General features: G+C 65.7%; 19 protein-coding genes, 1 tRNA gene and 1 pseudogene. 5 read left to right on the top strand and 16 right to left on the bottom strand.

Annotated features, from left to right (window positions below; genetic code table 11):
• The first annotated feature begins 20 nt into the window (after positions 1 to 20).
• The 3 genes from PARN5_RS0102430 (at position 21) to PARN5_RS0102420 (ending at position 2,347) form a co-directional block, all read left to right on the top strand.
• Positions 21 to 500, top strand: coding sequence for an ureidoglycolate lyase (locus PARN5_RS0102430; protein WP_017998207.1), 480 nt, complete (start codon positions 21 to 23; stop codon positions 498 to 500).
• Positions 497 to 1,129, top strand: a complete 633-nt coding sequence (locus PARN5_RS0102425) for a ribonuclease HII (protein WP_017998206.1) — start codon at positions 497 to 499, stop codon at positions 1,127 to 1,129. Before PARN5_RS0102430 ends, PARN5_RS0102425 begins: the two co-directional genes overlap by 4 nt.
• A gap of 87 nt (positions 1,130 to 1,216) precedes the next feature.
• Complete coding sequence (locus PARN5_RS0102420; RefSeq protein ID WP_017998205.1) at positions 1,217 to 2,347, top strand: site-specific DNA-methyltransferase; 1,131 nt, start codon at positions 1,217 to 1,219, stop codon at positions 2,345 to 2,347.
• Between the two features lie 97 nt (positions 2,348 to 2,444).
• Here the strand turns inward: PARN5_RS0102420 and PARN5_RS0102415 are convergent, their stop codons facing one another.
• Both PARN5_RS0102415 and mutY read right to left on the bottom strand, forming a co-directional pair.
• Positions 2,445 to 3,581: an alkane 1-monooxygenase gene (locus PARN5_RS0102415; RefSeq protein WP_017998204.1), complete on the bottom strand. Its 1,137-nt coding sequence runs from the start codon at positions 3,579 to 3,581 to the stop codon at positions 2,445 to 2,447.
• An 8-nt stretch (positions 3,582 to 3,589) separates the two neighbouring features.
• The gene (gene mutY, locus PARN5_RS21460; protein WP_017998203.1) at positions 3,590 to 4,654 is read right to left on the bottom strand and encodes an A/G-specific adenine glycosylase; all 1,065 of its coding nucleotides are present in this window, start codon (positions 4,652 to 4,654) and stop codon (positions 3,590 to 3,592) included.
• Between the two features lie 84 nt (positions 4,655 to 4,738).
• On the opposite strand from mutY, the gene PARN5_RS0102405 reads away from it, so the two are divergent.
• Positions 4,739 to 5,278, top strand: coding sequence for a DUF721 domain-containing protein (locus tag PARN5_RS0102405; RefSeq protein WP_026155122.1), 540 nt, complete (start codon positions 4,739 to 4,741; stop codon positions 5,276 to 5,278).
• A complete protein-coding gene (locus PARN5_RS0102400; RefSeq protein WP_017998201.1) occupies positions 5,275 to 5,943 on the top strand; it encodes a DsbA family protein in 669 nt (222 codons plus the stop codon). Before PARN5_RS0102405 ends, PARN5_RS0102400 begins: the two co-directional genes overlap by 4 nt.
• Positions 5,944 to 6,025: 82 nt before the next feature.
• Here the strand turns inward: PARN5_RS0102400 and lpxK are convergent, their stop codons facing one another.
• From lpxK to PARN5_RS0102320, 14 genes and pseudogenes are all read right to left on the bottom strand, one after another.
• Entirely contained in the window at positions 6,026 to 7,009 is a 984-nt protein-coding gene (lpxK, locus tag PARN5_RS0102395) for a tetraacyldisaccharide 4'-kinase (protein ID WP_017998200.1), read from the bottom strand.
• The gene (locus PARN5_RS0102390) at positions 7,006 to 8,238 is read right to left on the bottom strand and encodes a glycosyltransferase N-terminal domain-containing protein (protein ID WP_017998199.1); all 1,233 of its coding nucleotides are present in this window, start codon (positions 8,236 to 8,238) and stop codon (positions 7,006 to 7,008) included. Before PARN5_RS0102390 ends, lpxK begins: the two co-directional genes overlap by 4 nt.
• A 21-nt stretch (positions 8,239 to 8,259) precedes the next feature.
• On the bottom strand, positions 8,260 to 8,505 hold the full coding sequence (locus tag PARN5_RS0102385; RefSeq protein ID WP_017998198.1) for a DUF4170 domain-containing protein: 246 nt from the start codon (positions 8,503 to 8,505) through the stop codon (positions 8,260 to 8,262).
• 297 nt (positions 8,506 to 8,802) lie between these two features.
• A tRNA-Leu gene (locus PARN5_RS0102380) sits at positions 8,803 to 8,888 on the bottom strand.
• A 45-nt stretch (positions 8,889 to 8,933) separates the two neighbouring features.
• Entirely contained in the window at positions 8,934 to 9,059 is a 126-nt protein-coding gene (locus PARN5_RS25055) for a hypothetical protein (RefSeq protein ID WP_017998197.1), read from the bottom strand.
• Entirely contained in the window at positions 9,032 to 9,304 is a 273-nt protein-coding gene (locus PARN5_RS23980; RefSeq protein ID WP_157403904.1) for a hypothetical protein, read from the bottom strand. Before PARN5_RS23980 ends, PARN5_RS25055 begins: the two co-directional genes overlap by 28 nt.
• A 1,608-nt stretch (positions 9,305 to 10,912) precedes the next feature.
• Entirely contained in the window at positions 10,913 to 11,380 is a 468-nt protein-coding gene (locus PARN5_RS0102365) for an IS5 family transposase (protein ID WP_276269664.1), read from the bottom strand.
• 56 nt (positions 11,381 to 11,436) lie between these two features.
• A complete protein-coding gene (locus tag PARN5_RS0102360) occupies positions 11,437 to 12,636 on the bottom strand; it encodes an IS256 family transposase (protein ID WP_017998081.1) in 1,200 nt (399 codons plus the stop codon).
• Between the two features lie 103 nt (positions 12,637 to 12,739).
• A pseudogene (locus tag PARN5_RS0102355) lies at positions 12,740 to 13,081 on the bottom strand (IS5-like element ISPme2 family transposase); the annotation flags it as partial.
• 337 nt (positions 13,082 to 13,418) lie between these two features.
• The gene (locus PARN5_RS0102350) at positions 13,419 to 13,826 is read right to left on the bottom strand and encodes a hypothetical protein (RefSeq protein ID WP_017998194.1); all 408 of its coding nucleotides are present in this window, start codon (positions 13,824 to 13,826) and stop codon (positions 13,419 to 13,421) included.
• Complete coding sequence (locus tag PARN5_RS0102345) at positions 13,817 to 15,688, bottom strand: hypothetical protein (protein WP_017998193.1); 1,872 nt, start codon at positions 15,686 to 15,688, stop codon at positions 13,817 to 13,819. Before PARN5_RS0102345 ends, PARN5_RS0102350 begins: the two co-directional genes overlap by 10 nt.
• 1,106 nt (positions 15,689 to 16,794) lie before the next feature.
• A complete protein-coding gene (locus PARN5_RS0102330) occupies positions 16,795 to 17,547 on the bottom strand; it encodes a phage antirepressor KilAC domain-containing protein (protein WP_017998190.1) in 753 nt (250 codons plus the stop codon).
• A 166-nt stretch (positions 17,548 to 17,713) separates the two neighbouring features.
• Positions 17,714 to 17,989 (bottom strand): hypothetical protein, encoded by a 276-nt coding sequence (locus PARN5_RS0102325; protein ID WP_017998189.1) that lies wholly within the window; start codon positions 17,987 to 17,989, stop codon positions 17,714 to 17,716.
• A gap of 149 nt (positions 17,990 to 18,138) precedes the next feature.
• Positions 18,139 to 19,077: a hypothetical protein gene (locus PARN5_RS0102320; protein WP_017998188.1), complete on the bottom strand. Its 939-nt coding sequence runs from the start codon at positions 19,075 to 19,077 to the stop codon at positions 18,139 to 18,141.
• Positions 19,078 to 19,390: the final 313 nt, after the last annotated feature.

Genomic DNA, 19,390 nt, shown 5'->3' with positions numbered 1-19,390 from the left:
ACAAGAAAGAAGCAGGGAAGATGAGCAAGATCAGGATGCAGCCGATCACACCCGAGGCTTTTGCGCCCTTCGGCGAGGTGCTGACCCCGCGCGAGCGGCCCTCGAAGATGATCAACGCCGGCCGCTGCGAGCGGCATCATGCGCTGGCCACCGTCGAGCGCGGCGGCGGCGAGGCGATCATCTCGATCTTCCGCTCGGAGCCGGTCAGCCTGCCCTATGACTGCACGCTGCTGGAGCGTCATCCCCTGGGTTCGCAGGCCTTCGTGCCGCTGGGGCCGGACCCGTGGCTGTCCATCGTCGCTCCGGACGAGGGCGGCAGGCCCGGTGCGCCGCTGGCCTTTCTGGTGCCCGCGGGCATGGGGGTGAACCTGCGCGCCGGGGTCTGGCATGGCGTGCTGACGCCCTTGGATCGGGCCGCGGATTTCCTGGTCGTGGACCGCGAAGGCGGCGGCGTGAACCTGGAAGAGGTCGCCATCGCCCCGGTGACCGTCGAGGCATGAGCCTGCCGGACTACAGTTTCGAGACCGCGGCGCTGCGGGCCGGTGCGCGCATCGTCGCCGGGGTGGACGAGGTCGGGCGCGGGCCCTTGGCCGGGCCGGTGACGGCGGCGGCCGTGGTGCTGGATGTGACCTGCATCCCCGAGGGGCTGGACGATTCGAAGAAGCTGGGCGCGAAGCGGCGCGAAGGGCTGGCGGCCGAGATCATGGCGCGCTGCGACTGGGCCGTGGGCCATGCCAGTGTCGAGGAGATCGACCGGCTGAACATCCTGCGCGCCTCGCATCTGGCGATGTGCCGGGCGCTGGCCGGGCTGCGGCACCGGCCCTGCCTGGCGCTGGTCGATGGCAACATGCTGCCGCGCGAGCTGGACCTGCCGGGGCAGGCGGTGATCGGCGGCGATGCGCGCTGCCTTTCCATCGCCGCGGCCTCGATCGTGGCGAAACTGTTGCGCGATCGCATCATGGTGGATTTGGCGCAACAACACCCCGGCTATGGCTGGGAAGTGAATGCAGGCTATCCGACTCCGGCGCATCGCCAAGCGCTGCTAGATCTGGGGATAACCCCACATCATAGGCGCAGCTTTGCCCCCATCCACAATATCTTGTGTAAAGATCAAACCGCAAGCTGTTGATTCGAAAAAGAATTTGACGGCGAATCGGGTCTGAATCATTATCGCCTCAATCAATCGGCGACCAAACGGCCGAAACCCGAGGCAGTGATGAGCAAGCAAGACACCAAATCCCGCGCTTCGGCGCGACCCCTTCCGCTGAACCAGATTCTCGCCGGCGACTGCGTCGAGGTGATGAACGCGCTGCCGGAAAACAGCGTCGATCTGATCTTTGCCGACCCGCCCTATAACCTGCAGCTGAAGGGCGAGCTGCACCGGCCCGACAACAGCCGCGTCGATGCCGTGGACGATCACTGGGACCAGTTTTCGGGCTTTGCCGCCTATGACCAGTTCACCCGCGACTGGCTGGCCGCCGCGCGCCGCATCCTGAAGCCGGACGGGGCGATCTGGGTGATCGGCAGCTATCACAACATCTTCCGGGTCGGCGCCGAGCTGCAGAACCAGGGCTATTGGATCCTGAACGACGTGGTCTGGCGCAAGGCCAACCCGATGCCGAACTTTCGCGGCAAGCGGCTGACCAATGCACATGAGACGATGATCTGGGCCAGCAAGTCCGAGGGCGCGAAATACACCTTCAACTACGAGGCGCTGAAATCGCTGAACGAGGGCGTGCAGATGCGCAGCGACTGGGTGCTGCCGATCTGCACCGGCGGCGAGCGGCTGAAGGATGCCGGCGGCGCCAAGGCGCATCCGACGCAGAAGCCGGAATCGCTGCTGCACCGCATCCTGGTCGGCTCGACCAATCCCGGCGACGTGGTGCTGGACCCGTTCTTCGGCACCGGCACCACCGGCGCCGTGGCCAAGATGCTGGGCCGCGACTTCATCGGCATCGAGCGCGAGGCGGGTTATCGCGAGGTGGCCGAGAGGCGGCTGGCGCGCGTGCGCCGCTTCGACAGCGAGGCCATCGCCACCACCAAGCCCAAGCGCGCCGAGCCGCGCGTGCCCTTCGGCCAAGTCATCGAGCGCGGCATGCTGCGCCCGGGCGAGGAGCTTTTCTCGATGAACAGCCGGCACAAGGCCAAGGTGCGCGCCGACGGCAGCCTGATCGGCAATGACGTCAAGGGCTCGATCCACCAGGTCGGCGCGGCGCTGGAGGGCGCGCCCAGCTGCAACGGCTGGACCTATTGGCATTTCCGCCGCGAGGGCAAGATGATCCCCATCGACATCCTGCGCCAGCAGATCCGCGCCGAGATGGAGGGCGACGAGACCCGCCCGCACTGAGTTTCCCGGTTCGCCAAGTCCCGATGTTCCGCGAGCTCTGGCGCGGCCGGGACCGCCTTGCCCCGTTCGGCCATGTGCCGGGCGGGGCCTTTTGGCTTCAAAGCGCGCCGCGCGGGGGTGGGTTCTGACCCTTGGTATAGGGCTGCCAGTCGGTGATCTCGGGGTAGAACTGCTTGCGCCAGGCCCGCACGCGCGGGTTCATCCGCCGCCGCCACAGCGGCGGGACCATGGCCAGGAAGGTCATGGCCGGATAGCCCATCGGCAACTGCGGCGCCTCTTCCTGCGAATAGGTTTGCAGCAGCGGAAAGCGCCGGTCGGGCTTGTAGTGGTGGTCGGAATGGCGCTGCAGGTTGATCAGCAGCCAGTTCGTCGCGGTATGCGAGGAATTCCAGCTGTGGCGCGGCAGGACGTGTTCATAGCGGCCATTGCCCAGGTATTTCCGGGTCAGCCCGTAATGTTCGACGTAATTGGTCAGCTCCAGCTGCCAGATGGCGACGAAGGCCTGCCAGACGAAGAGCAGGAGTCCCTGCCAGCCGCCCAGGGCCGCGGCCGCCGCCAGCATCGCCAGTTGCAGCGCGCCATAGCGCCAGAACGGGTTGCGGCGGTCGAATTTCGAGCGGCCCGAGCGGGTCAGCCGCCGCGTCTCGGCCGCCCAGGCGCTGGCCGGGCATTCGACCAGCACGCGCAGGAAGAAGCGGAAGAAGCCCTCGTTATAGCGGGCCGAGACGGCGTCGCGCGGCGTCGCCACCCAGGAGTGATGCACCAGCAGGTGCTCGGTGCGGAAATGCGAATACAGCGTCGAGGCCAGCAGCAGGTCGCCCAGCCAGCGCTCCAGCTTGTTTCTCTGGTGCAGCAGCTCATGGGCATAGACGATGCCGATGGTGCCCGAGGCGACGCCGATGCCGAAGAACAGACCGGCCTTTTCCCAGCCCGAAAGCCCGCCGCGCGTGGCGAACCAGATGCCGCCGAAGATCATCGCCGCCTGGATCGGGAACCAGATCACGGTGATGGCGCGATACCAGATCAGCTGCGATTCGGGCGTCTCGGTGTCGGGGTTTTCCTCGTTCAGGCCCAGCACCGTGTCCAGCATGGTCATCAGATACCAGGCATAGAGCGGCATCAGCGCGAACCACCAGCCGCCCCAGCGCAGCGCGACCAGGAACAGCGGCACCATGCCCAGGGACAGCCAGAAGGGCAGGGCGTCGATCAGGCGGGAACGAAAGGCGGTCTGCATGGGCTCAACTATCGCGGGTTTGCGGGGGTTTGCCATGGCGGCGCGTTGTCGCGGGCTGTGGCCGGGAACGGGTTCTGGGCGAGGGCCCAGGCCTTGCGCATCAGGCCGGGCAGGGCGCTGGGGTCGAACTGGCCGAGCGGCACCAGATTGCCGCGTTGCGGCGGTGCGGTCAACCGGCCGGTCGCGACGGTCAGGTCCAGCGCGAAATGGGTAAAGACATGGCGCACCAGCCCCAGTTCCTGCCAGTCCGCCGGCGCGGGCGGCGGCAGGTCGGAGCCGTCCCAGCCGGTCGAGGGGAAGGCCAGCGTGCCGCCCAAGAGGCCCTTGTCGGGCCGGGTCTCGACCAGCACGGCATCCTCGGTCAGGCCGATCCAGACCGTGCCCCGGCGTTGCGGCTTGGCCTTCTTCGGTGCCTTGCGCGGCAGTTCCGCGGCGATGCCCCGGGCGCGGGCCTGGCAATGCGGGATCACCGGGCAGATGCCGCAGGCCGGGCTGCGCGGCGTGCAAATGGTGGCGCCCAGGTCCATCATGGCCTGGGCGAAGTCGCCGGGACGCAGCTGCGGGGTCAGGCGGGCGGCCAGGGCGGTGAGTTCCGGCTTGGCGGCGGGCAACGGGGTCTCGACCGCGAAAAGCCGGGCGACGACGCGCTCGACATTGCCGTCGACCACGGTCTCGGGGCGGTCGAAGGCGATGGCGGCGATGGCGGCCGAGGTATAGGCGCCAATGCCGGGCAGCGCCGCCAATCCTTCGCGGGTGTCCGGGAATGCGCCCAGTTCCGCCACCGCGCGGGCGCAGGCCACCAGGTTGCGGGCGCGGGCGTAATAGCCCAGGCCCGCCCATTCCGCCATGACCTGCGCATCCTCGGCCGCGGCGAGGTCGTGGACCGTGGGCCAGAGCGTGGTGAAGCGTTCGAAATAGGCCTTCACCGCCGCCACGGTGGTCTGTTGCAGCATGACCTCGGACAGCCAGACGCGATAGGGGTCGGCGCCGGCGCCGCCGGGCGGCGTGCGCCAAGGCAGCACGCGGGCATGGCGGTCGTACCAGGCCAGCAGCTCCTGCGGGATCACCGCCATGTCACGCAATTTTCAGCCTCATCTCTCTGGCGTCCGGGCGCGTCGCAGGTCAGACTGCGCCGAAGTTGAACCAAGCGTCGCAAGATGGCCCAGAGCAGACCCGACAGCAAGCCCAAGCGCCGGATGCGCGGCTTCGAGCCCGCAGCCCAGCTGGTCGCCGCCCGCGTGAAGAACGTGGGCGAAAGCCGCGGCTTTGCCGTGGCGCGGCTGCTGACGCATTGGGCCGAGGTGGTCGGCCCCGAGATCGCCGCCCACAGCCGCCCGGTCCGCATCAGCCATGGCAAGGGCTTCGGCGCCACGCTGACGCTGCTGGTGGCCGGGGCGCGCGCGCCGCTGGTGCAGATGCAGCTGGAACAGATTCGCGACAAGGTGAATGCCTGCTACGGCTTCAACGCCGTCGCACGCATCGTGCTGACCCAGACCGCGCCGACGGGCTTCGCCGAGGGCCAGGCCGAATTCACCCCCGCGCCGCGCCGTGCCGCCCCGCCCGACCCGGCCCGGGTCGCGCAGGCCGAGGGCATCGCCGAAGGTTTCGACAATCCCGCGCTTTCCGCCGCCATGCGGCAGCTCGCGCTGAACATCCTGTCCCGCCGGGACATCAACGACCGAAAGGCCAATCCATGACGCTGTTCCGCCGCTCTTTCATCGCTGCCGCCACGGCCGCGCTGACCGTCTCCGCGCTGCCCGCGCTGGCGCAGGAGGCGACACCCGCCCCGGCGGAGAACGCCCAGTCCGCCGAGCAGATGCCGCAGGGCAAGGTGCTGCCCGACATCGTGCTGGGCCAGGCCGATGCGCCGGTCACCATCGTCGAATATGCGAGCTTCACCTGTCCGCATTGCGCCGCCTTCCATGACGAGAACCTGCCCAAGCTCAAGGCCGACTATATCGACACCGGCAAGGTGAAGTTCATCCAGCGCGACGTCTATTTCGACGCCGTGGGCCTTTGGGCCGGGATCCTGGCGCGCTGCGGCGGTGACGACAAGTATTACGCCGTCTCGGATCTCTTGATGAGCGAGCAGAAGACCTGGCTGGACGGCAAGACCATGGACGACATCTCGGCCAACCTGCGCAAGGTCGGCGCCAAGGCCGGCATGACGCCCGAGCAGATGGACACCTGCTGGAACGACAAGCAGAAGGTCGCGGACCTGGTGACGACCTTCCAGACCCATGCCACCGCCGACAAGGTCGAGGGCACGCCGAGCTTCGTCATCGACGGCGAGAAGGTCTCGAACCAGCCCTGGGACGAGATGAAGAAGATCATCGACGCCAAGCTGGCCGCCAAGGGCTGAGCGCCTGGCGGCAGCGCCGCAGGGGTATTTGAAAAACAGAGAAAGCCGAAGGCTCCGGGGCGTTGTCGCCTTCGGGGCCTTCTTACAGGCCGAGGCTTGCCAGCCGGTCGAGCAGCGGCGCAGGGTCGTCCAGTTGCAGCCGCACCGGCAGCGCCAGCACCTTGGGCCGGAAGCTGCGCGGCAGACGGGCGGCGTCCTTTTCCGTCGTCACCATCTGCGCCCCGGCCAGCCGCGATTCGGTCTCGAGCCGCATCAGCAGTTGCGGGGTGAAGGGCTGGTGATCCTCCAGCGCCTCGGCGCGGACCAGATCGGCGCCAAGGTCGCGCAGGGTGGCGAAGAACTTCTCGGGGTGGCCGATGCCGGCGAAGGCCATGACGCGCTGGCCCTGCCAGTCCATGCCGGTCTGCAGCGGCGCGAGCGCGCCGGTCAGATGCGGGACCCGAGCGTGCAGCCGGGCGGCGAAACCGGCCTGCGCGGCGGGCGGGCCGATCGACAGAAGCAGGTCGGCCCGGGCGAGGCCGCGCGCGACCGGCTCGCGCAGCGGGCCGGCCGGCAGGCACAGCCCGTTGCCGAAGCCCTTGGCCGCATCGACCACCACCAGCGCCAGGTCATGCGCCAGCGCCGGATCCTGGAAGCCGTCGTCCAGCAGGATCGCCTGTGCCCCCGCCGCCACGGCCGCCCGCGCGCCCTCGCGGCGGTCTGCCGCGACCCAGACCGGCGCAAAGGCCGCCATCAGCAGCGGCTCGTCGCCGACCTGGGCGGCGCTGTGGCGGCTTTCCTCGACCTGCAGCGGGCCTTTCTCGGTCCCGCCATAGCCGCGCGAGACGACATGCACCGCCACGCCGCGCGATTGCAGCAGCTGGGCCAGCATGATCGTGGTCGGGGTCTTGCCGGTGCCGCCGGCGTTCAGATTGCCGACGCAGATCACCGGCACGGGCAGGCGTTCGCGGGGCCCGCGCGCCAGCCTTCGCGCGGTGGCGGCGGCATAGAGCGCGCCGAGCGGCGCCAGCGCCCGGGCCAGCGCGCCCGGCGGGCGGAACCAGAAATCGGGTGCGCGACGGCTCATGCCCCGTTCTCCATCGCTTCGATGACGGTGTCGGCGATGCGGCGCAGCACGGCGGCGCCGCCGGTGCTGACCGACCAGGCGTTGCCGGCCAGCATCGCCGCCTGGTCCGGGGCCGAGAGATCGGCCACCGCCCGCGACAGCGCGGGCGCATCGGTGACGAGCCGCGCCGCCGAGGCGCCGTCCAGCTGCACCCATTCCGGCCCGTGCGGATCGGTGATCGGGCCGTGGATGATGGCCGAACCCAGCGCCGCCGGCTCGAACGGGTGCCGCGGCGGGCTGCCGGGGCCGTTGAGCAGCGTGCCGCCCATGAAGCAGACCGGCGCCAGCCGATACCACAGGCCCATCTCGTGGTCGTCCTCGGCGATCAGCACATGGTCGTCGGGCGAGGGGTCGTCATCCTCGGAGCGCAGGATGGCGGCGAGGCCGAGCGCCTCGACCTCGGCCAGGATCTCGGGGATCGTCGCCGCCGGCAGGCCGGCGAGGATCAGCAAGGCGCGGTGGTTGTGGTGCAGCGTCGCCTGGTGCGCGGCCAGCGCGGCCTTGGCCTCGGGCAGGGTCGGGCAGGCGGCAAGCCAGATCGGCCGGCCGGCCAGGATATGCGCCAGCGCCCGGCGCTCGGCCTCGTTGGCGGCCAGCGGCGGGCGGGTTTCGGTTACCGGGCCGGTCAGTTCGATCCGGTCCGGGGGCGCGCCCAGCTGCCGGGCGGCGGCGCCGGCGGTCAGGTCAGGCGCCAGGATGCGGGTCACGCGCCGCATCAGCCCGCGATTGATCGCGCCGCGCCACGAGCCGCGCCGCGTATAGGCGACCAGCCGCGCCTCGGCCAGGATCACCGGCAGCCGGGCCTCGGCCATGGCGGTGATCAGCGAGGCCGGCAGCTGGTCGCCCAGGATCAGCAGCGCGCGCGGCGCCAGCGTCTCGACCAGGTGCTGGGCGCTGGCCGGATCGGCGGGGCGGGGCAGGTGGATGGCCGGCAGGTCCGGCGGCAGCGTCCCGGGCGCCGGCGCCGCGCCGGTAAAGGCCAGCCGCAGTCCCGGGCGGCGCGCCAGGATGGCACGGATCATGGCAGCGACCGGCGCCGGCTCCTCGGCGCGCTCGGACAGGTGGACGATCAGCAGCGGCCCCTGGCCCGGGGGCGGTTCCAGCGCCGGGGCCGGCCCGGTGCCAAGCGCGGCGCGGCGGCGCAGATGCAGCCACAACGCCAGCGAGGCGGTCGCCTGCGAGGGCAGCATCAGCCGCGCGCGCCCCGGGCCTCAGGCACCCAGTTCCTCGGTCGGACTGACCTCGCGTTCCTCATCGCGCAGCCGGTGCAGGTGGGCGATGAAATAGCGCGTATGGGCGCTGTCGACGGTGCGCTGCGCCTCGGCCTTCCAGGCGGCATGGGCCTGGGCATAGTCGGGGAAGACGCCGACGATATGGATGTCCTTGGTGTCGCGGAATTCGGTGCGGGCCGGATCGACGAGCTCGCCGCCGAAGACGAGGTGCAGGCGCTGCGCCATGACATTCTCCTGGGTTCGATTTCGGCGCGAACCTAGCCGAGCCCGGCGGGTGAACCAAGGAGATTTGTTTAAAAACGCGGGCGGTTGATATTTGCGGCGAATCGCGCGCCGAGATAAGCAGTTCTGGCCGTGAAAGGCAGCAGCTCCCGGATGGCCCAAGCGTGGTGGTGAGGGCGTTCCGGGTGAAAGGAAGGGTGAACCGGTGCACCTTTCCTTGCCCTTTCTCAGCGGTCGCGGGTGGCCATTCCCCGGGAATGGCTGCCTGCGGTCCCGGCGTGTCGGTATCTGCGGAATGGCTGGTGCGGGCGGCGGGACTCGAACCCGCACAGGCTTGCGCCCCAGGGAGTTTAAGTCCCATGCGTCTACCATTCCGCCACGCCCGCGCTGCCCGATTGGCTAGCGGGCGGTGCGGCGATTGGCAAGGCTTGTCAAGTCGGCAGCTGCGCATCGACCTTGCGCTCCATCGCCGAGCCGACCAAGTCCACCATCAGCCGCGCCGTGCGGCTGCGCTCGTCCATGAAGGGGTTCAGGCCGTCCCCAGGCGGTCGGTCCATGTCACGATGCCTTGCAGGGTCATATCCCCGATCTGGTCATGGCCGACGAAGGCGGTGAAGTCTCCCAGCTTCTGCCGGAAGTCCCGGATGGTCTTGGCGGCAACGCCCTTGGCCCTGGCATCCTTCTCCCACGCCTCGAACAGGCCGGTCAGGGTCGGCCGGTGGCGTCTGCGCTGGGCTTGGCTGTGCCGGTCGCCCCATCCTCGAAAGCCGGGAACCTGTCCGCCCTGGCATCCGGGGACCAATCCCCCGAGCCTCGCCGAACCTGCTGTTCCCCGAACTGGACAAAGGCCCGGTGCATGGATTGCAGCAGCTTGGCCCGGCTTTCCTCATCCACCACCAGCCCCCGGCCCATCAGCAACCGGTCGGCGTCCTCGCCGTGCATCCGGTCCAGCCCGGCAGGGTCGGGTTCCTGAACGGCTGCCAGCCCTGCGTCCCCATTCCTTCGGGCTGCCGGGTTCATTGCCGTGCTGGCTGGTCAGGAACCGGTAGTAGTCCCCCGCAATGGCCTCTGCCTGCCGCTGGGTGAGTCGCACAGGCCCATCCTCGGCGGTCTGCTGATCGCCCGCAGATGCTCTTGCAGGGCAGCTGAGGCGTCCTGTATCGTTCCTTGGCCGTGGCGATGTCCTTGGTCCGTAGGGGCAGCTTGGCATGGGTGCCCAGCTTGACCGGGTGGGGCTTGCCGTCCACCAGCAGCGCCACCACTTTGCCTTTGACGGCACCGATCAGCCGCTTGGGGATGCGCCCGAACAGATAGTAGGTTCCCGAGTCGGGATGCTTCCAAGTGTCGGCATGCGCAAGCCCATGTATACCACCTCTGTATACAAGTGAGGTGGCCCAGATCCCCGAATAATCGGGATATTCCCAGCATATCAACGGGATAGGATGGTGCTGTGAGAGAGGATTGAATTCGGCGCCCGAGGCTGTTGTGCTTTGTTTTTATTAAGTAAATTTTGCGCCATGTCAACGGCTGTGTGTAAGTAATGCGTGTGAGGTGGACCAAGGGGCGTAAGGAGGGGGAAGGGCTGCGTTCCCGACAAGAAGAACGTGACCCGCGCGGCGTACATAGCGAGGTCGTCAGGGGAGCAGATGCGGGTTTGTGTCGAGGCTGTTAGGTTGCCTCATTTATAATGTCGCCTTGCTGCGTCTCACCGTCCTTGTCACATTGTTATGAAATTTTTGCATAATAACGGAATATAGTCAGAATAGGTCGAAGGGTAACGCAAATACAGACCAAAGTTAAAATGGGAGCGGTCTTCTGAGGCCCCTTTCTTTTGGGCATTGACAGAATCGTTACCCTGTCACAACATCCTTCTTAAGGCTTTCGTTGCGAGGTAAACATCATGTTCCCTAAGATTTGCCTTGCGGCTCTCGCGGGGCTCGCGCTCTTTTCTCATGTTTTAACAGCGAAAGCGCAAGAAGGATTTTGCGAGCCTTTATTAAAAGACGGTGTATACGATCGAAGCCAAGTAATGGGGGCATCCTACACTCTCTCGAAGATGCGAACCATTGTATGTCAAAGCAAATATTCGACATTTCAAGGCGCATCTTCGAGCAGCAGTGACATCGGTATAAGTATCCCGGATTATTTTGACGGCTCATTTGGTGGAAAAACTACGGAAGAGAATTATTCGACTAGGCGCGAGGAGTACTGCAATGCAGCGAACAGTACGGCAATAAGCCAGGGTAGCTCATATTTCAATATTGTCACGGCAAATGAGGCCGTAGCTAAAGCTTACGTTAGTTGTGTCCAGAGCCTAAAAAAGGCATATGGATACGTTGAGCCCTCGTCGGATCTGAAAGTGTTTACAGTTACCTTCAGGAAGCCTGAAGGGGTCATAAATATATCTAGGTCATGTTGACAAATGGCGGAGCCAGAGGCGGATCGACGTGATGTCGATGAAGCCCAGGAAGCTTTCGGCGGTCTTGTCGTAGCGGGTGGCGACGCGACGGGCATTGTTGAGCTTGTTGAAGCACCGCTCAACGAGATTGCGCAGGCGGTAGAGCCTGCGGTCAACGGCGACCCGTAGCTTCCGGGTTTTGCGCATGGGGATGACCGGCACCACGTCGCGCACCTCCATGGTCTTGCGGATGTTGTCGGAGTCGTAGCCGCGGTCTGCGAGCAGAACGCTTGGCTCGGGCAGGTTGTCAGCCATGACCAGATCGAAGCCGAGGTAGTCCGATGTCTGCCCGGCCGTGATCTCGGTTCTCATGGGCAGGCCTGCCGCATTGACCCGCAGATGGATCTTGGTCGTGAAGCCACCTCGCGAGCGGCCGAAACCTTGGCGCGGAGTCCCCCTTTTGCGCCGATGCTGTCCCACGGAGTGGTGTAGCTGGCGCTGATCGTCACCGTTAGGTTCGGCGCTGGCCTGCTTGATCAGGATGCCGCTGCGGGCAGGCTGATGACGGGATCATCGCCCATTGACGCGATGGTTTCCAGCGTCATGTAGCGGGTGCGCTGAACGGTCCATTCATCGTTCTGTTCGAGGAGCAGAGCCCCGACGAGGCGGACGATGGCGTCGTCATTCGGGAATATTCCGACGACGTCGGTGCGGCGCTTGATCTCGCCGTTCAGCCTTTCGATCGGGTTGGTCGAGTGCAGCTTGGCCCGGTGTTCCTTGGGGAAGGACATGTAGGCCAGGACGTCATGCTCCGCGTCATCCATGAGGGTGGCCAGCTTCGGCACCTTGGGCCTGATCTGGTCGGCCACGGCGCGCCACTGGGTGCTGGCGGCCTTGGCGGTGTCTTGGGCGAAGGCGGTGGCGATGAAGGCCGAGACGACGCGCCGCCCGCTCTTCCCGGCATGCGCCAGGGCATTGCGCTGGAAGTGGACGCGACAGCGCTGCCAGGTGGCGCTGAGCACCTTCGAGACCGCGGCCTTGATGCCTTCGTGGGCATCGCTGATGACGAGCTTCACCCCGCGCAGTCCGCGGCGGGTCAGCTTGCGAAGGAACTCCGTCCAGATCGGCTCGGCCTCGGATGTGCCGATCTCGAGACCAAGAACCTCGCGCCGCCCATCGGTGTTGACGCCGATGGCGATGATGACGGCGACCGAGACGATCCGCCCGCCTCGACGGACCTTGAGGTAGGTGGCGTCGATCCAGAGATAGGGCCAGTCACCTTCGAGGGGGCGGTTCAGAAACGCCTTCACCTTGCCGTCGATCTCTTCGCAGAGCCGCGAGACTTGGCTCTTGCTGATCCCCGACATGCCCATGGCCTTGACCAGATCGTCCACGGACCGCGTCGAGATACCCTGAACGTAGGCCTCCTGGATGACCGCCGTTAGCGCCTTCTCGGCCATCCGCCGGGGCTCGAGAAAGCCCGGAAAGTAGCTGCCCTTCCGAAGCTTCGGAATACGCAGTTCGACCGTCCCGGCGCGCGTCTCCCAGTCCCTGTCGCGGTAGCCGTTGCGCTGCGCCCGCCGTGCAGGGTCCTTCTCGCCATAGGCCGCGCCCGTCACAGCGCCGACCTCCAGCTCCATCAGCCGTTCGGCCGCAAAGCCGATCATCTCGCGCAGCAGGTCCGCATCAGGGGCCTTCTCCACAAGGTCGCGGAAGTTCATCATGTCGGTGGTCATCGGTGGTCCTCTCGGTTCTGGGTTGGCGTAAGCAACCAGACCTTAACCGAACATCGCCGGTGACCACCTCACCCAGAACCTACACCACGCTCAGGGACAGCATCTTTGCGCCCGCTGCCTGATGATGAGCGCGAACCACGGTGCTGTCGATCATCTGCAGCGCATCCGGCACGATCCGGCTCTCGTTCAGCGCCTCCAGGATCTGTTCCCACAGCCCCGCCAACGTCCAGCGCCGGAACTGCCGATAGACAGACGACCATTTGCCGAACTCTTCCGGCAGGTCGCGCCAGGGCGACCCCGTTCGGGCGATCCAGAAAATCCCATCCAGAACAAGCCGATGGTTCGTGGGCTTGCGGCCGTTCGGAGAACGGACAGCCAGGATGAAGCGTTCAAAGAACGCCCACTCGTCGTTCGACATCAGGTTTCGTGCCACGCTGGTCTCCATTGCAGATACCAGCTTGAATCACGATCACCGCGCCCGGTGAATCCCTTTTGTCAACACGCCCTAAATAGCCTCCTAGGCACAGCCACTCCGAGTTACCCCCTGAGTCCTTCGGGCGGAGGCGATCCAACTTATCATCCCCTGCTTCATCTATAAAAAGCGTATAATGGTAGTCCACGCCGTCCCCACTCAGAAAGGTAACTGATTCACGATTTGGTGATTCCCTCCTCAAGGTCAAGAGGCTCTGAGAGAGGCTCTTGTTCATTTGTTAAAACTATAAAGGGTTGAAGCTATGTCCTGTGTCGAAGCAGTAGACCCCGCCGAAGCGGGGCCTGTTGCGTCACTCTTGACCAAACCTCTGGTCCAGCGCCTCTTGGGTCTCCCTGCGCAGTTGCGCGGCTTGATCCTGTTCAGCCTTGTACCTACGCCCCCGTTCGGCCCGCTTGGCATCAGCCTTCCGGGTGACCTCTACAGCCCCCTGCGTCTTCTCCTGCTGGAACTTCTGGCGGACTTCCGCGAGTTGCTCGTTGCCCAGAGTACCAAGCGGCGTGTCCATCGTCTTGGACCAGATGAACCAGCGCCCCCCGGATGGGGTGGGGACAAGGAAGAGATCCCCATCCGCCTCATCTTCAAGGCCCCATTCCTTGGCGTTCCTGTTTTGAAGGTCGCTAAGATACTTCTCCGCCACCTCCTTGAAGTCGGCCGGGGTGCGGCCCTTGGTTTCGACAAGGACCCCGTTCACGTCCAATGTGGAGGACTTGAGCCAGCCCTCGGTGCGTTGCCGGATGACGCCGGCAGGGTGCCCCATGCGGGCAAGCTGTTCGACCCTGCCGCGCACAAGGATCTGGTTTGCACGTTCATCGTCAAGGCTGCTGAACCAGCCGCCCCGGGGGACTGGGCAACAATCTCCTCCCGTTCCTCGTTATTGATGCGGTCGCGGGCCTTCTCTGTCTCGGGCTTGGCAACCCAGGAAGCGGCGGAAAGGGCGGCCTGTTCGGGAGGCAGTCGGGAGACATTCCGCCCCACATCGTAGACCTCGAAGAACTCCCGCGCCCTGGCGTTCTTCACCGTCCCCTCCGCGTAGGCAGGGCTCACAGCGCGGACCTGAAGATAGAGCTCGGCAATGTCCGTCACCTGCTTGGCAGGAGCTCCACCCTTGGCGAGGGCGTCAATCCCGACCATGCCGGCAATGTTGTTGAACTGCATATCCCAGGTGGTGTTATCCAGCCCGTTTGCGGCATAGTAGGTGGCCCTGTCGCGGTTCACGACCAGGTCCGCGTCGTCCTCCGAAGCGCCCCCTTGGATCAGCTTCGCCCGCTTGTCCTGAAGCTCTTGCTCCTTGCGGCCGATGGCGGCGTCCATGATCTCCTTCTTGGTGATCTTCTGGGTTCCCTCTCCGGTCTTGCTGATGACCTCCACGTCCTGGATGTTCGTCACCCCGGCGTAGGTCTCCAGCTGATGTGCGGCAGACGCCAGCACCTCGGCCCTCTGGCGCTCGTGGGCCTGGGCATAGGCGAGCTTCTGTTGCTTCTTCGCTTCGGCGGCCTGGATCTGGGCGCGGTTCGCGTCGGACTGCTTGACGTGCGCCGCAGCCGCCTTGGCCGTGAGGGTCCCGTTTGCGATCAATGGTTGCACATCGGCGTCCGTCAGAGAGCCTTCCGTCACCTTCTGGTTCAGGCCGAGGTAGGTGGGGTAGCTCTCCCGCTCGATCTTCTCCGTTTGGCGGGACCGGGCAATGTCCATCAAGCGGGCGGCCTTGGAGGAGTTGCCGGGGATCTTTGCGAGGGACGGGAGGGCCTCCCCTCCGGCCGCCTTGCGCTCCCCGTTCAAGATGGCGTCTAGGAGGTCCACGTCCCCGCGTTGGGCGACTTCCTCAGCAATCCCCAAAAGGGTCTCGTTCTGTTCCTGTCCGCTCAGCCCCCGAAACGTCCTGTTACCGGCCGAAGCCTCGAACAGAAGCCCTGCGACCTCCACGCCGCTTTTGCCTTCAGCCTGGGCTGCGTCAATGGTGTTGCGGAAGCCGTCAACAATAGCCGAAGCGACTTGCTGCTTGATGTCCGCGATTTTGACCTCATTCGCCTTGTCTACCCAAGCCTGTTTGAAGCCGGCCATGTTCTTGTAGAACGCGGCCTTGGCAACATCGCTCGGAAGCCTCTCCGAGATTTCAGCCTGAATGCGCTCGGCATCCTCAGCGGCATTGCCTTTTTGATAGTCAAATCCGGTATTGAAGTGTTCTGTCAGGGCGGCCCGTCCGTCCGTGACGGCTTTATCCGCAAGCAGGACTTCAACGGCATCCCGTTGGATGTTGCTCATGTTCGGGCCGTTATTCTCCATTTCGGAGATGAGCTCCTCCTGGGACATGAGTTGCCGCTTGGCGAACCACTCCCGATAGGAGCGGCTGTTGGGGTCTTCCTCGATTGCCCTGTCGGTTTCCACGTACCGCGTCAGGGCACCATTCAGGCTCCCAAGCGCATCCGCCAGAGCTCTCGCATTGGACCCGGCTTGCTTCTGAACGGGGCGCAGCGCTGCTGTCTGGGCCACAGGGGCGACGGTCAGGCGTACCGGGGCCGGGTCCTGGATCTGTTTGCCGGTGTTGAATATACCCGCCATGTGTTTTCCTCTCATGTAATGGCGTTGCGACGGCGGCTCGGGCCGCTGTCCTTAGGTTGTCGTGATCCGTCCCGCCCCGACGCTCTGGGGCAGGAGGGTTTGTGTTGCTGTTGCTGTGAAGATTTCGGCTGAGGGAGAGCGGCAGGGATCGGCGTTGAAACGTGACCCCCTCGCTACCGTCCCCCGTCATCCCGCAAGGACCACCTTTCACGCTCCCTTAGCGAACTCAGGCAATCCGCCTGCATGACCGCGTGAAGCAATCGCTTGCGCAGCCTGTGGGGCTCCTTCCGGGGCTTGGCGAAGGGTTCCCGCGTGGTGCCCATAAGAAGGAACTCGTCAACGGGCTGGGGCATGTGGCGGCTCATAGCGCCTCCCTCTCCGCAAGCGCTGCGGCGATCTCCTGCCAAACCCCCGGCCGTTCCGACGCCCGAGGCCACCAAGAGACCCCAAGCGTCTGGGCGTGGAGGTCTATGGGTTGCCACAGGTCCACGTTCGGGATCTTGGTCCAGCGTTCCCCGATCCAGCCGGCCCGCCGCCATTCCCTCAGCCGGCCGCCCATGTCGATCCCCTGAGGTCCTCGGAACAGGTTCACCGCAACGGGCACCTTTGGTGCAGCCTCAGCGAGCCCCGAGAGAGCCGCCAGGAGGGCCAGGGCGTCCAGCCGGTCGAGAGTGCGGGCATCGGGGTCGAAGCCCCGCCACACCAGGACAGGACCACAGAGGGTCTCTATCTGGCCCGGTCCCGCTTCCGTTGCGGCCCACCCGGCGCCCCTGAGGTCCTCGCAAGGCAACGGCTGGCGATAGGCAACGCCGGCAACGACAGCGGCCCATCCGCCGCCCAAACCGTGCTCGGCAAGGTGCCCCGCAACGTGGACATGAAGGCGGGCGGGGGGTTCCTCGGAAGGCTGGGGCAGTTGATGAGCCGTGCCGCTGATGCCCAGGAAATACCGGGAGCCCTGTTCGGGGGCATGTCCCGCCTCGGCCAAGAGCACGGGAAGAGAGTAGAGATGAGCGGTATGGTTCACTTTCCGGGTTCCTCGGGAGACTGTGAAGGTGTCGGACGGGGGCGGCGAAGGATGCGGAGGGGATATGTCTTGCGGGCGGCGCTCATGCCGATTTCCCGCGTTGCTTTGCCAACCGTTCGGCAAGTTTCGTGATGCCTTTCGCGGTGACGCGGGCCTGTGCCGTGACGAATCCACCAAGGGACGGGCCTACGGAACGCGGAACGTCTTCCATAAGACCGGCGGTCACTTTGTCCGCATGAGGGACCCAGCGTTCGCTTCGACCCCGGGAGCGATAGATCCACCCGGAGCGGCGCAACCAGTCGGTGAACTTCCGGGGCGCGGCGCCAAGACACTTAGCCGCCTCTGTCAGGCTGAGCGAACCGGGGGTAGCCGCAAGGATCTTATGAGCCTCGACGGTGGGAGCCTGTGCCGCCAGCAATGCGCGGTTTTCCTGCTGTTCCCTTTCGAGAAGTTGGACGGCCTCCACCTGATCGGCCCAGGCCCTCGCGGCTTCGGCCGGATTGGTGAAGTCGGGCAGCGCCAACGTGCCGGCCTTCTTCTCCTCCTCTAGCTCTTGCCACCTGTCCACCACGCGGGCGGTGAACTCGGGCGATAGCTGGGCAACCACAATGAAGCTGCTACGCTTGTCGAGGTGATAGACCGTTGTCGGCTTGGTCGCTGTGGGGATTTCCTCAATCTGAGGGAATTCAAACACGCCGCGCTCTACCAGCGTTTCAATGGTACGCTTGACGTTATCATGGCGCTTCTCCACCAGTTCCGCAATTTCCCGGCTGGACATGGTGGGTGGCGCCAGGACAGGACGGATCTGCGGCCGGAAAGGGACGATGTTGCTCATCGCTGCACCCCCTCCCGGCTCATCAGGACCCTCAGCCGGGCGCCGCTGGGTTTCCCGTTGACGCGGGCAAGGCGCCTGTCGGACTCTGCTGTGACCCGTTCAAGCTCCTCACGGGCCTCCCGGCTGAATTTGCGAAGGGCGCCCTTGTTGTTGCGGCTGGGCGCTTTCATTTCCGCACCTCCGCCCGGCGCATGGCTCGCCTGCGGTCCTTCTGCCAGTCGCCCGAGGGCCGCTCTCCCCGGCTCCTAAGGGTGCGGTCGAATTCGCGCATGGTGTCCACGGTGCGGCGGCTGATGCCACAGGCCCCGGCGATCTGGTCCGCCGTATGGGCATAGCGTTGGCTTCCCGTGGGCTGGGTCTGGACCATTTCCCAGGCTCGGGCGCAGCGGGCGCGGCTGGTCGTAAGAGGAGGCGCGGGGGTGGTATCGTGGTCTGTGTTCATTCTTCATGGTTTCCTTGAAGTTCACCGGGCAAGCCCCTCCCGAGGCCCGGAGCGAGTCGCTGGCGGGCTGGGAGAGGGTGCCGGTAGGTGTGTGGAGGGGCGGCCCTTAGGTGGGCCTGAGAAGGGCGCTTAGGCTGCGCCCGATGCGATCAGAAGCGGACGAGGCGTTGCTTGACCGCCGCCGCGAAGGACATTTCCGGTTTGCCGGGGATGCGGACAGTCCAGCGGCCGTTCTCATGGTGCAGGCAGTCGCGTTCCGCCGGGGCCATGTCTGCGACCAGCGCAGCGAAAGCCTCGGGGTTCTTCTCGGGCAACCGAGCAAGCCGCTGAGAGGCAAGCTGGCCGATCTCCCTCAGGGTGCCCGCATCGTGCCGTATGGTGGCCTGCCGGGCGGCCCTGAGGTGGTCGTCGTCAAGCATCTCCTCAAGCAAGGCGACGCTGGCCCCGACCTCGGACAGGGTGGCCTCGCATTGCGCGACGAAGCCCGCATAGATCTGCTGGGCGGCATCGGCAGAGACCCCTTCGGGCAGACCCTCCGTTGGGATTTCTCCCGTGGTCGCGGCCTCGCTCAGGTACCTGTCGGTAACATCGGCGCCGTGGATTTGGTCCACCTGGACGAGGATCTTGCCCGCCGCGTCCACCGCCGCCTTCATGGCAGGGGTCACGTCCGGGTCCTCTTCCGGGGCCTCTTCGGTGTCGCTCCGGGTGGCGTTCTGCTGGCCCGCGAGGTTCCCGGCTTGCTTCCCGGCGGGCTGTTCAAAACCCCGTTCGGGCGTCCAGCCTTCGGGCAGAAGGCCGGCGGCGATTGCGGCCTTGATGGGAAACTCGCCTTGACCTTCGATCTTCACATGACCGGGGCGCGTAGGGGAGACGGCGGTGGCCGTGTTGCCGCCCAGAGGCTTGGTGCGGTCAATCAAGGTCTCCTTGCCGTCCTTGACGGTGATCTCAAGGGAGCGGGCGACGGAGCCCGAAGCGGTGGAAGCGGAAGGGGGCGGGGCCTTCTCCTTGCCAAGAGCCTTTGAAAGCTGCTGTTCGAGGGCTTGAAGGTCCGCATTGCGGGACGCGGGGGCTTCATTGAAGTTTGACATAGGGGTTCCTTATGGTGTGGTTGGGGTGGGATCAGGCGGCGGGGTGCGGGTTGTCGGGCGAATAAGGCGAGACGTATTGGCTGGTCACAGGTGTTCTCCTTGGGTGATTATGTTGCTTGCAGGGCGCGGAAACGTGACTCCGCGACATGCTTTCTCGATCCGGGAAGAGGGCTGGTCCTCCCGGTTGCGCATGACTCCCGTGTGAGCTGGTTCCGCTTACGCGGCGCTCATTCCGGCCTCGGGTCTACCCATCTCGGGTTCTCTCCCCCCGGTCATCCGACCGTCTGTGGCGCTGATAGGGGGAAGATGGGGC

The sequence above is a fragment of the Paracoccus sp. N5 genome (assembly GCF_000371965.1).
In the GTDB taxonomy this organism is placed as follows: Bacteria; Pseudomonadota; Alphaproteobacteria; order Rhodobacterales; family Rhodobacteraceae; genus Paracoccus.
Note: the sequence above shows the minus strand (reverse complement) of the source record. Positions and strands in the feature narration are given on the sequence as shown.

What these genes read in the sequence shown, in the direction of transcription:
- PARN5_RS0102430 (WP_017998207.1), top strand. Translation starts at nt 21, where the DNA reads ATGAGCAAGATCAGGATGCAGCCGATCACACCCGAGGCTTTTGCGCCC.
- PARN5_RS0102425 (WP_017998206.1), top strand. Translation starts at nt 497, where the DNA reads ATGAGCCTGCCGGACTACAGTTTCGAGACCGCGGCGCTGCGGGCCGGT.
- PARN5_RS0102420 (WP_017998205.1), top strand. Translation starts at nt 1,217, where the DNA reads ATGAGCAAGCAAGACACCAAATCCCGCGCTTCGGCGCGACCCCTTCCG.
- PARN5_RS0102415 (WP_017998204.1), bottom strand. Translation starts at nt 3,581, where the DNA reads ATGCAGACCGCCTTTCGTTCCCGCCTGATCGACGCCCTGCCCTTCTGG.
- mutY (WP_017998203.1), bottom strand. Translation starts at nt 4,654, where the DNA reads ATGGCGGTGATCCCGCAGGAGCTGCTGGCCTGGTACGACCGCCATGCC.
- PARN5_RS0102405 (WP_026155122.1), top strand. Translation starts at nt 4,739, where the DNA reads ATGGCCCAGAGCAGACCCGACAGCAAGCCCAAGCGCCGGATGCGCGGC.
- PARN5_RS0102400 (WP_017998201.1), top strand. Translation starts at nt 5,275, where the DNA reads ATGACGCTGTTCCGCCGCTCTTTCATCGCTGCCGCCACGGCCGCGCTG.
- lpxK (WP_017998200.1), bottom strand. Translation starts at nt 7,009, where the DNA reads ATGAGCCGTCGCGCACCCGATTTCTGGTTCCGCCCGCCGGGCGCGCTG.
- PARN5_RS0102390 (WP_017998199.1), bottom strand. Translation starts at nt 8,238, where the DNA reads ATGCTGCCCTCGCAGGCGACCGCCTCGCTGGCGTTGTGGCTGCATCTG.
- PARN5_RS0102385 (WP_017998198.1), bottom strand. Translation starts at nt 8,505, where the DNA reads ATGGCGCAGCGCCTGCACCTCGTCTTCGGCGGCGAGCTCGTCGATCCG.
- PARN5_RS25055 (WP_017998197.1), bottom strand. Translation starts at nt 9,059, where the DNA reads ATGGACCGACCGCCTGGGGACGGCCTGAACCCCTTCATGGACGAGCGC.
- PARN5_RS0102360 (WP_017998081.1), bottom strand. Translation starts at nt 12,636, where the DNA reads ATGACCACCGACATGATGAACTTCCGCGACCTTGTGGAGAAGGCCCCT.
- PARN5_RS0102345 (WP_017998193.1), bottom strand. Translation starts at nt 15,688, where the DNA reads ATGGCGGGTATATTCAACACCGGCAAACAGATCCAGGACCCGGCCCCG.
- PARN5_RS0102330 (WP_017998190.1), bottom strand. Translation starts at nt 17,547, where the DNA reads ATGAGCAACATCGTCCCTTTCCGGCCGCAGATCCGTCCTGTCCTGGCG.
- PARN5_RS0102325 (WP_017998189.1), bottom strand. Translation starts at nt 17,989, where the DNA reads ATGAACACAGACCACGATACCACCCCCGCGCCTCCTCTTACGACCAGC.
- PARN5_RS0102320 (WP_017998188.1), bottom strand. Translation starts at nt 19,077, where the DNA reads ATGTCAAACTTCAATGAAGCCCCCGCGTCCCGCAATGCGGACCTTCAA.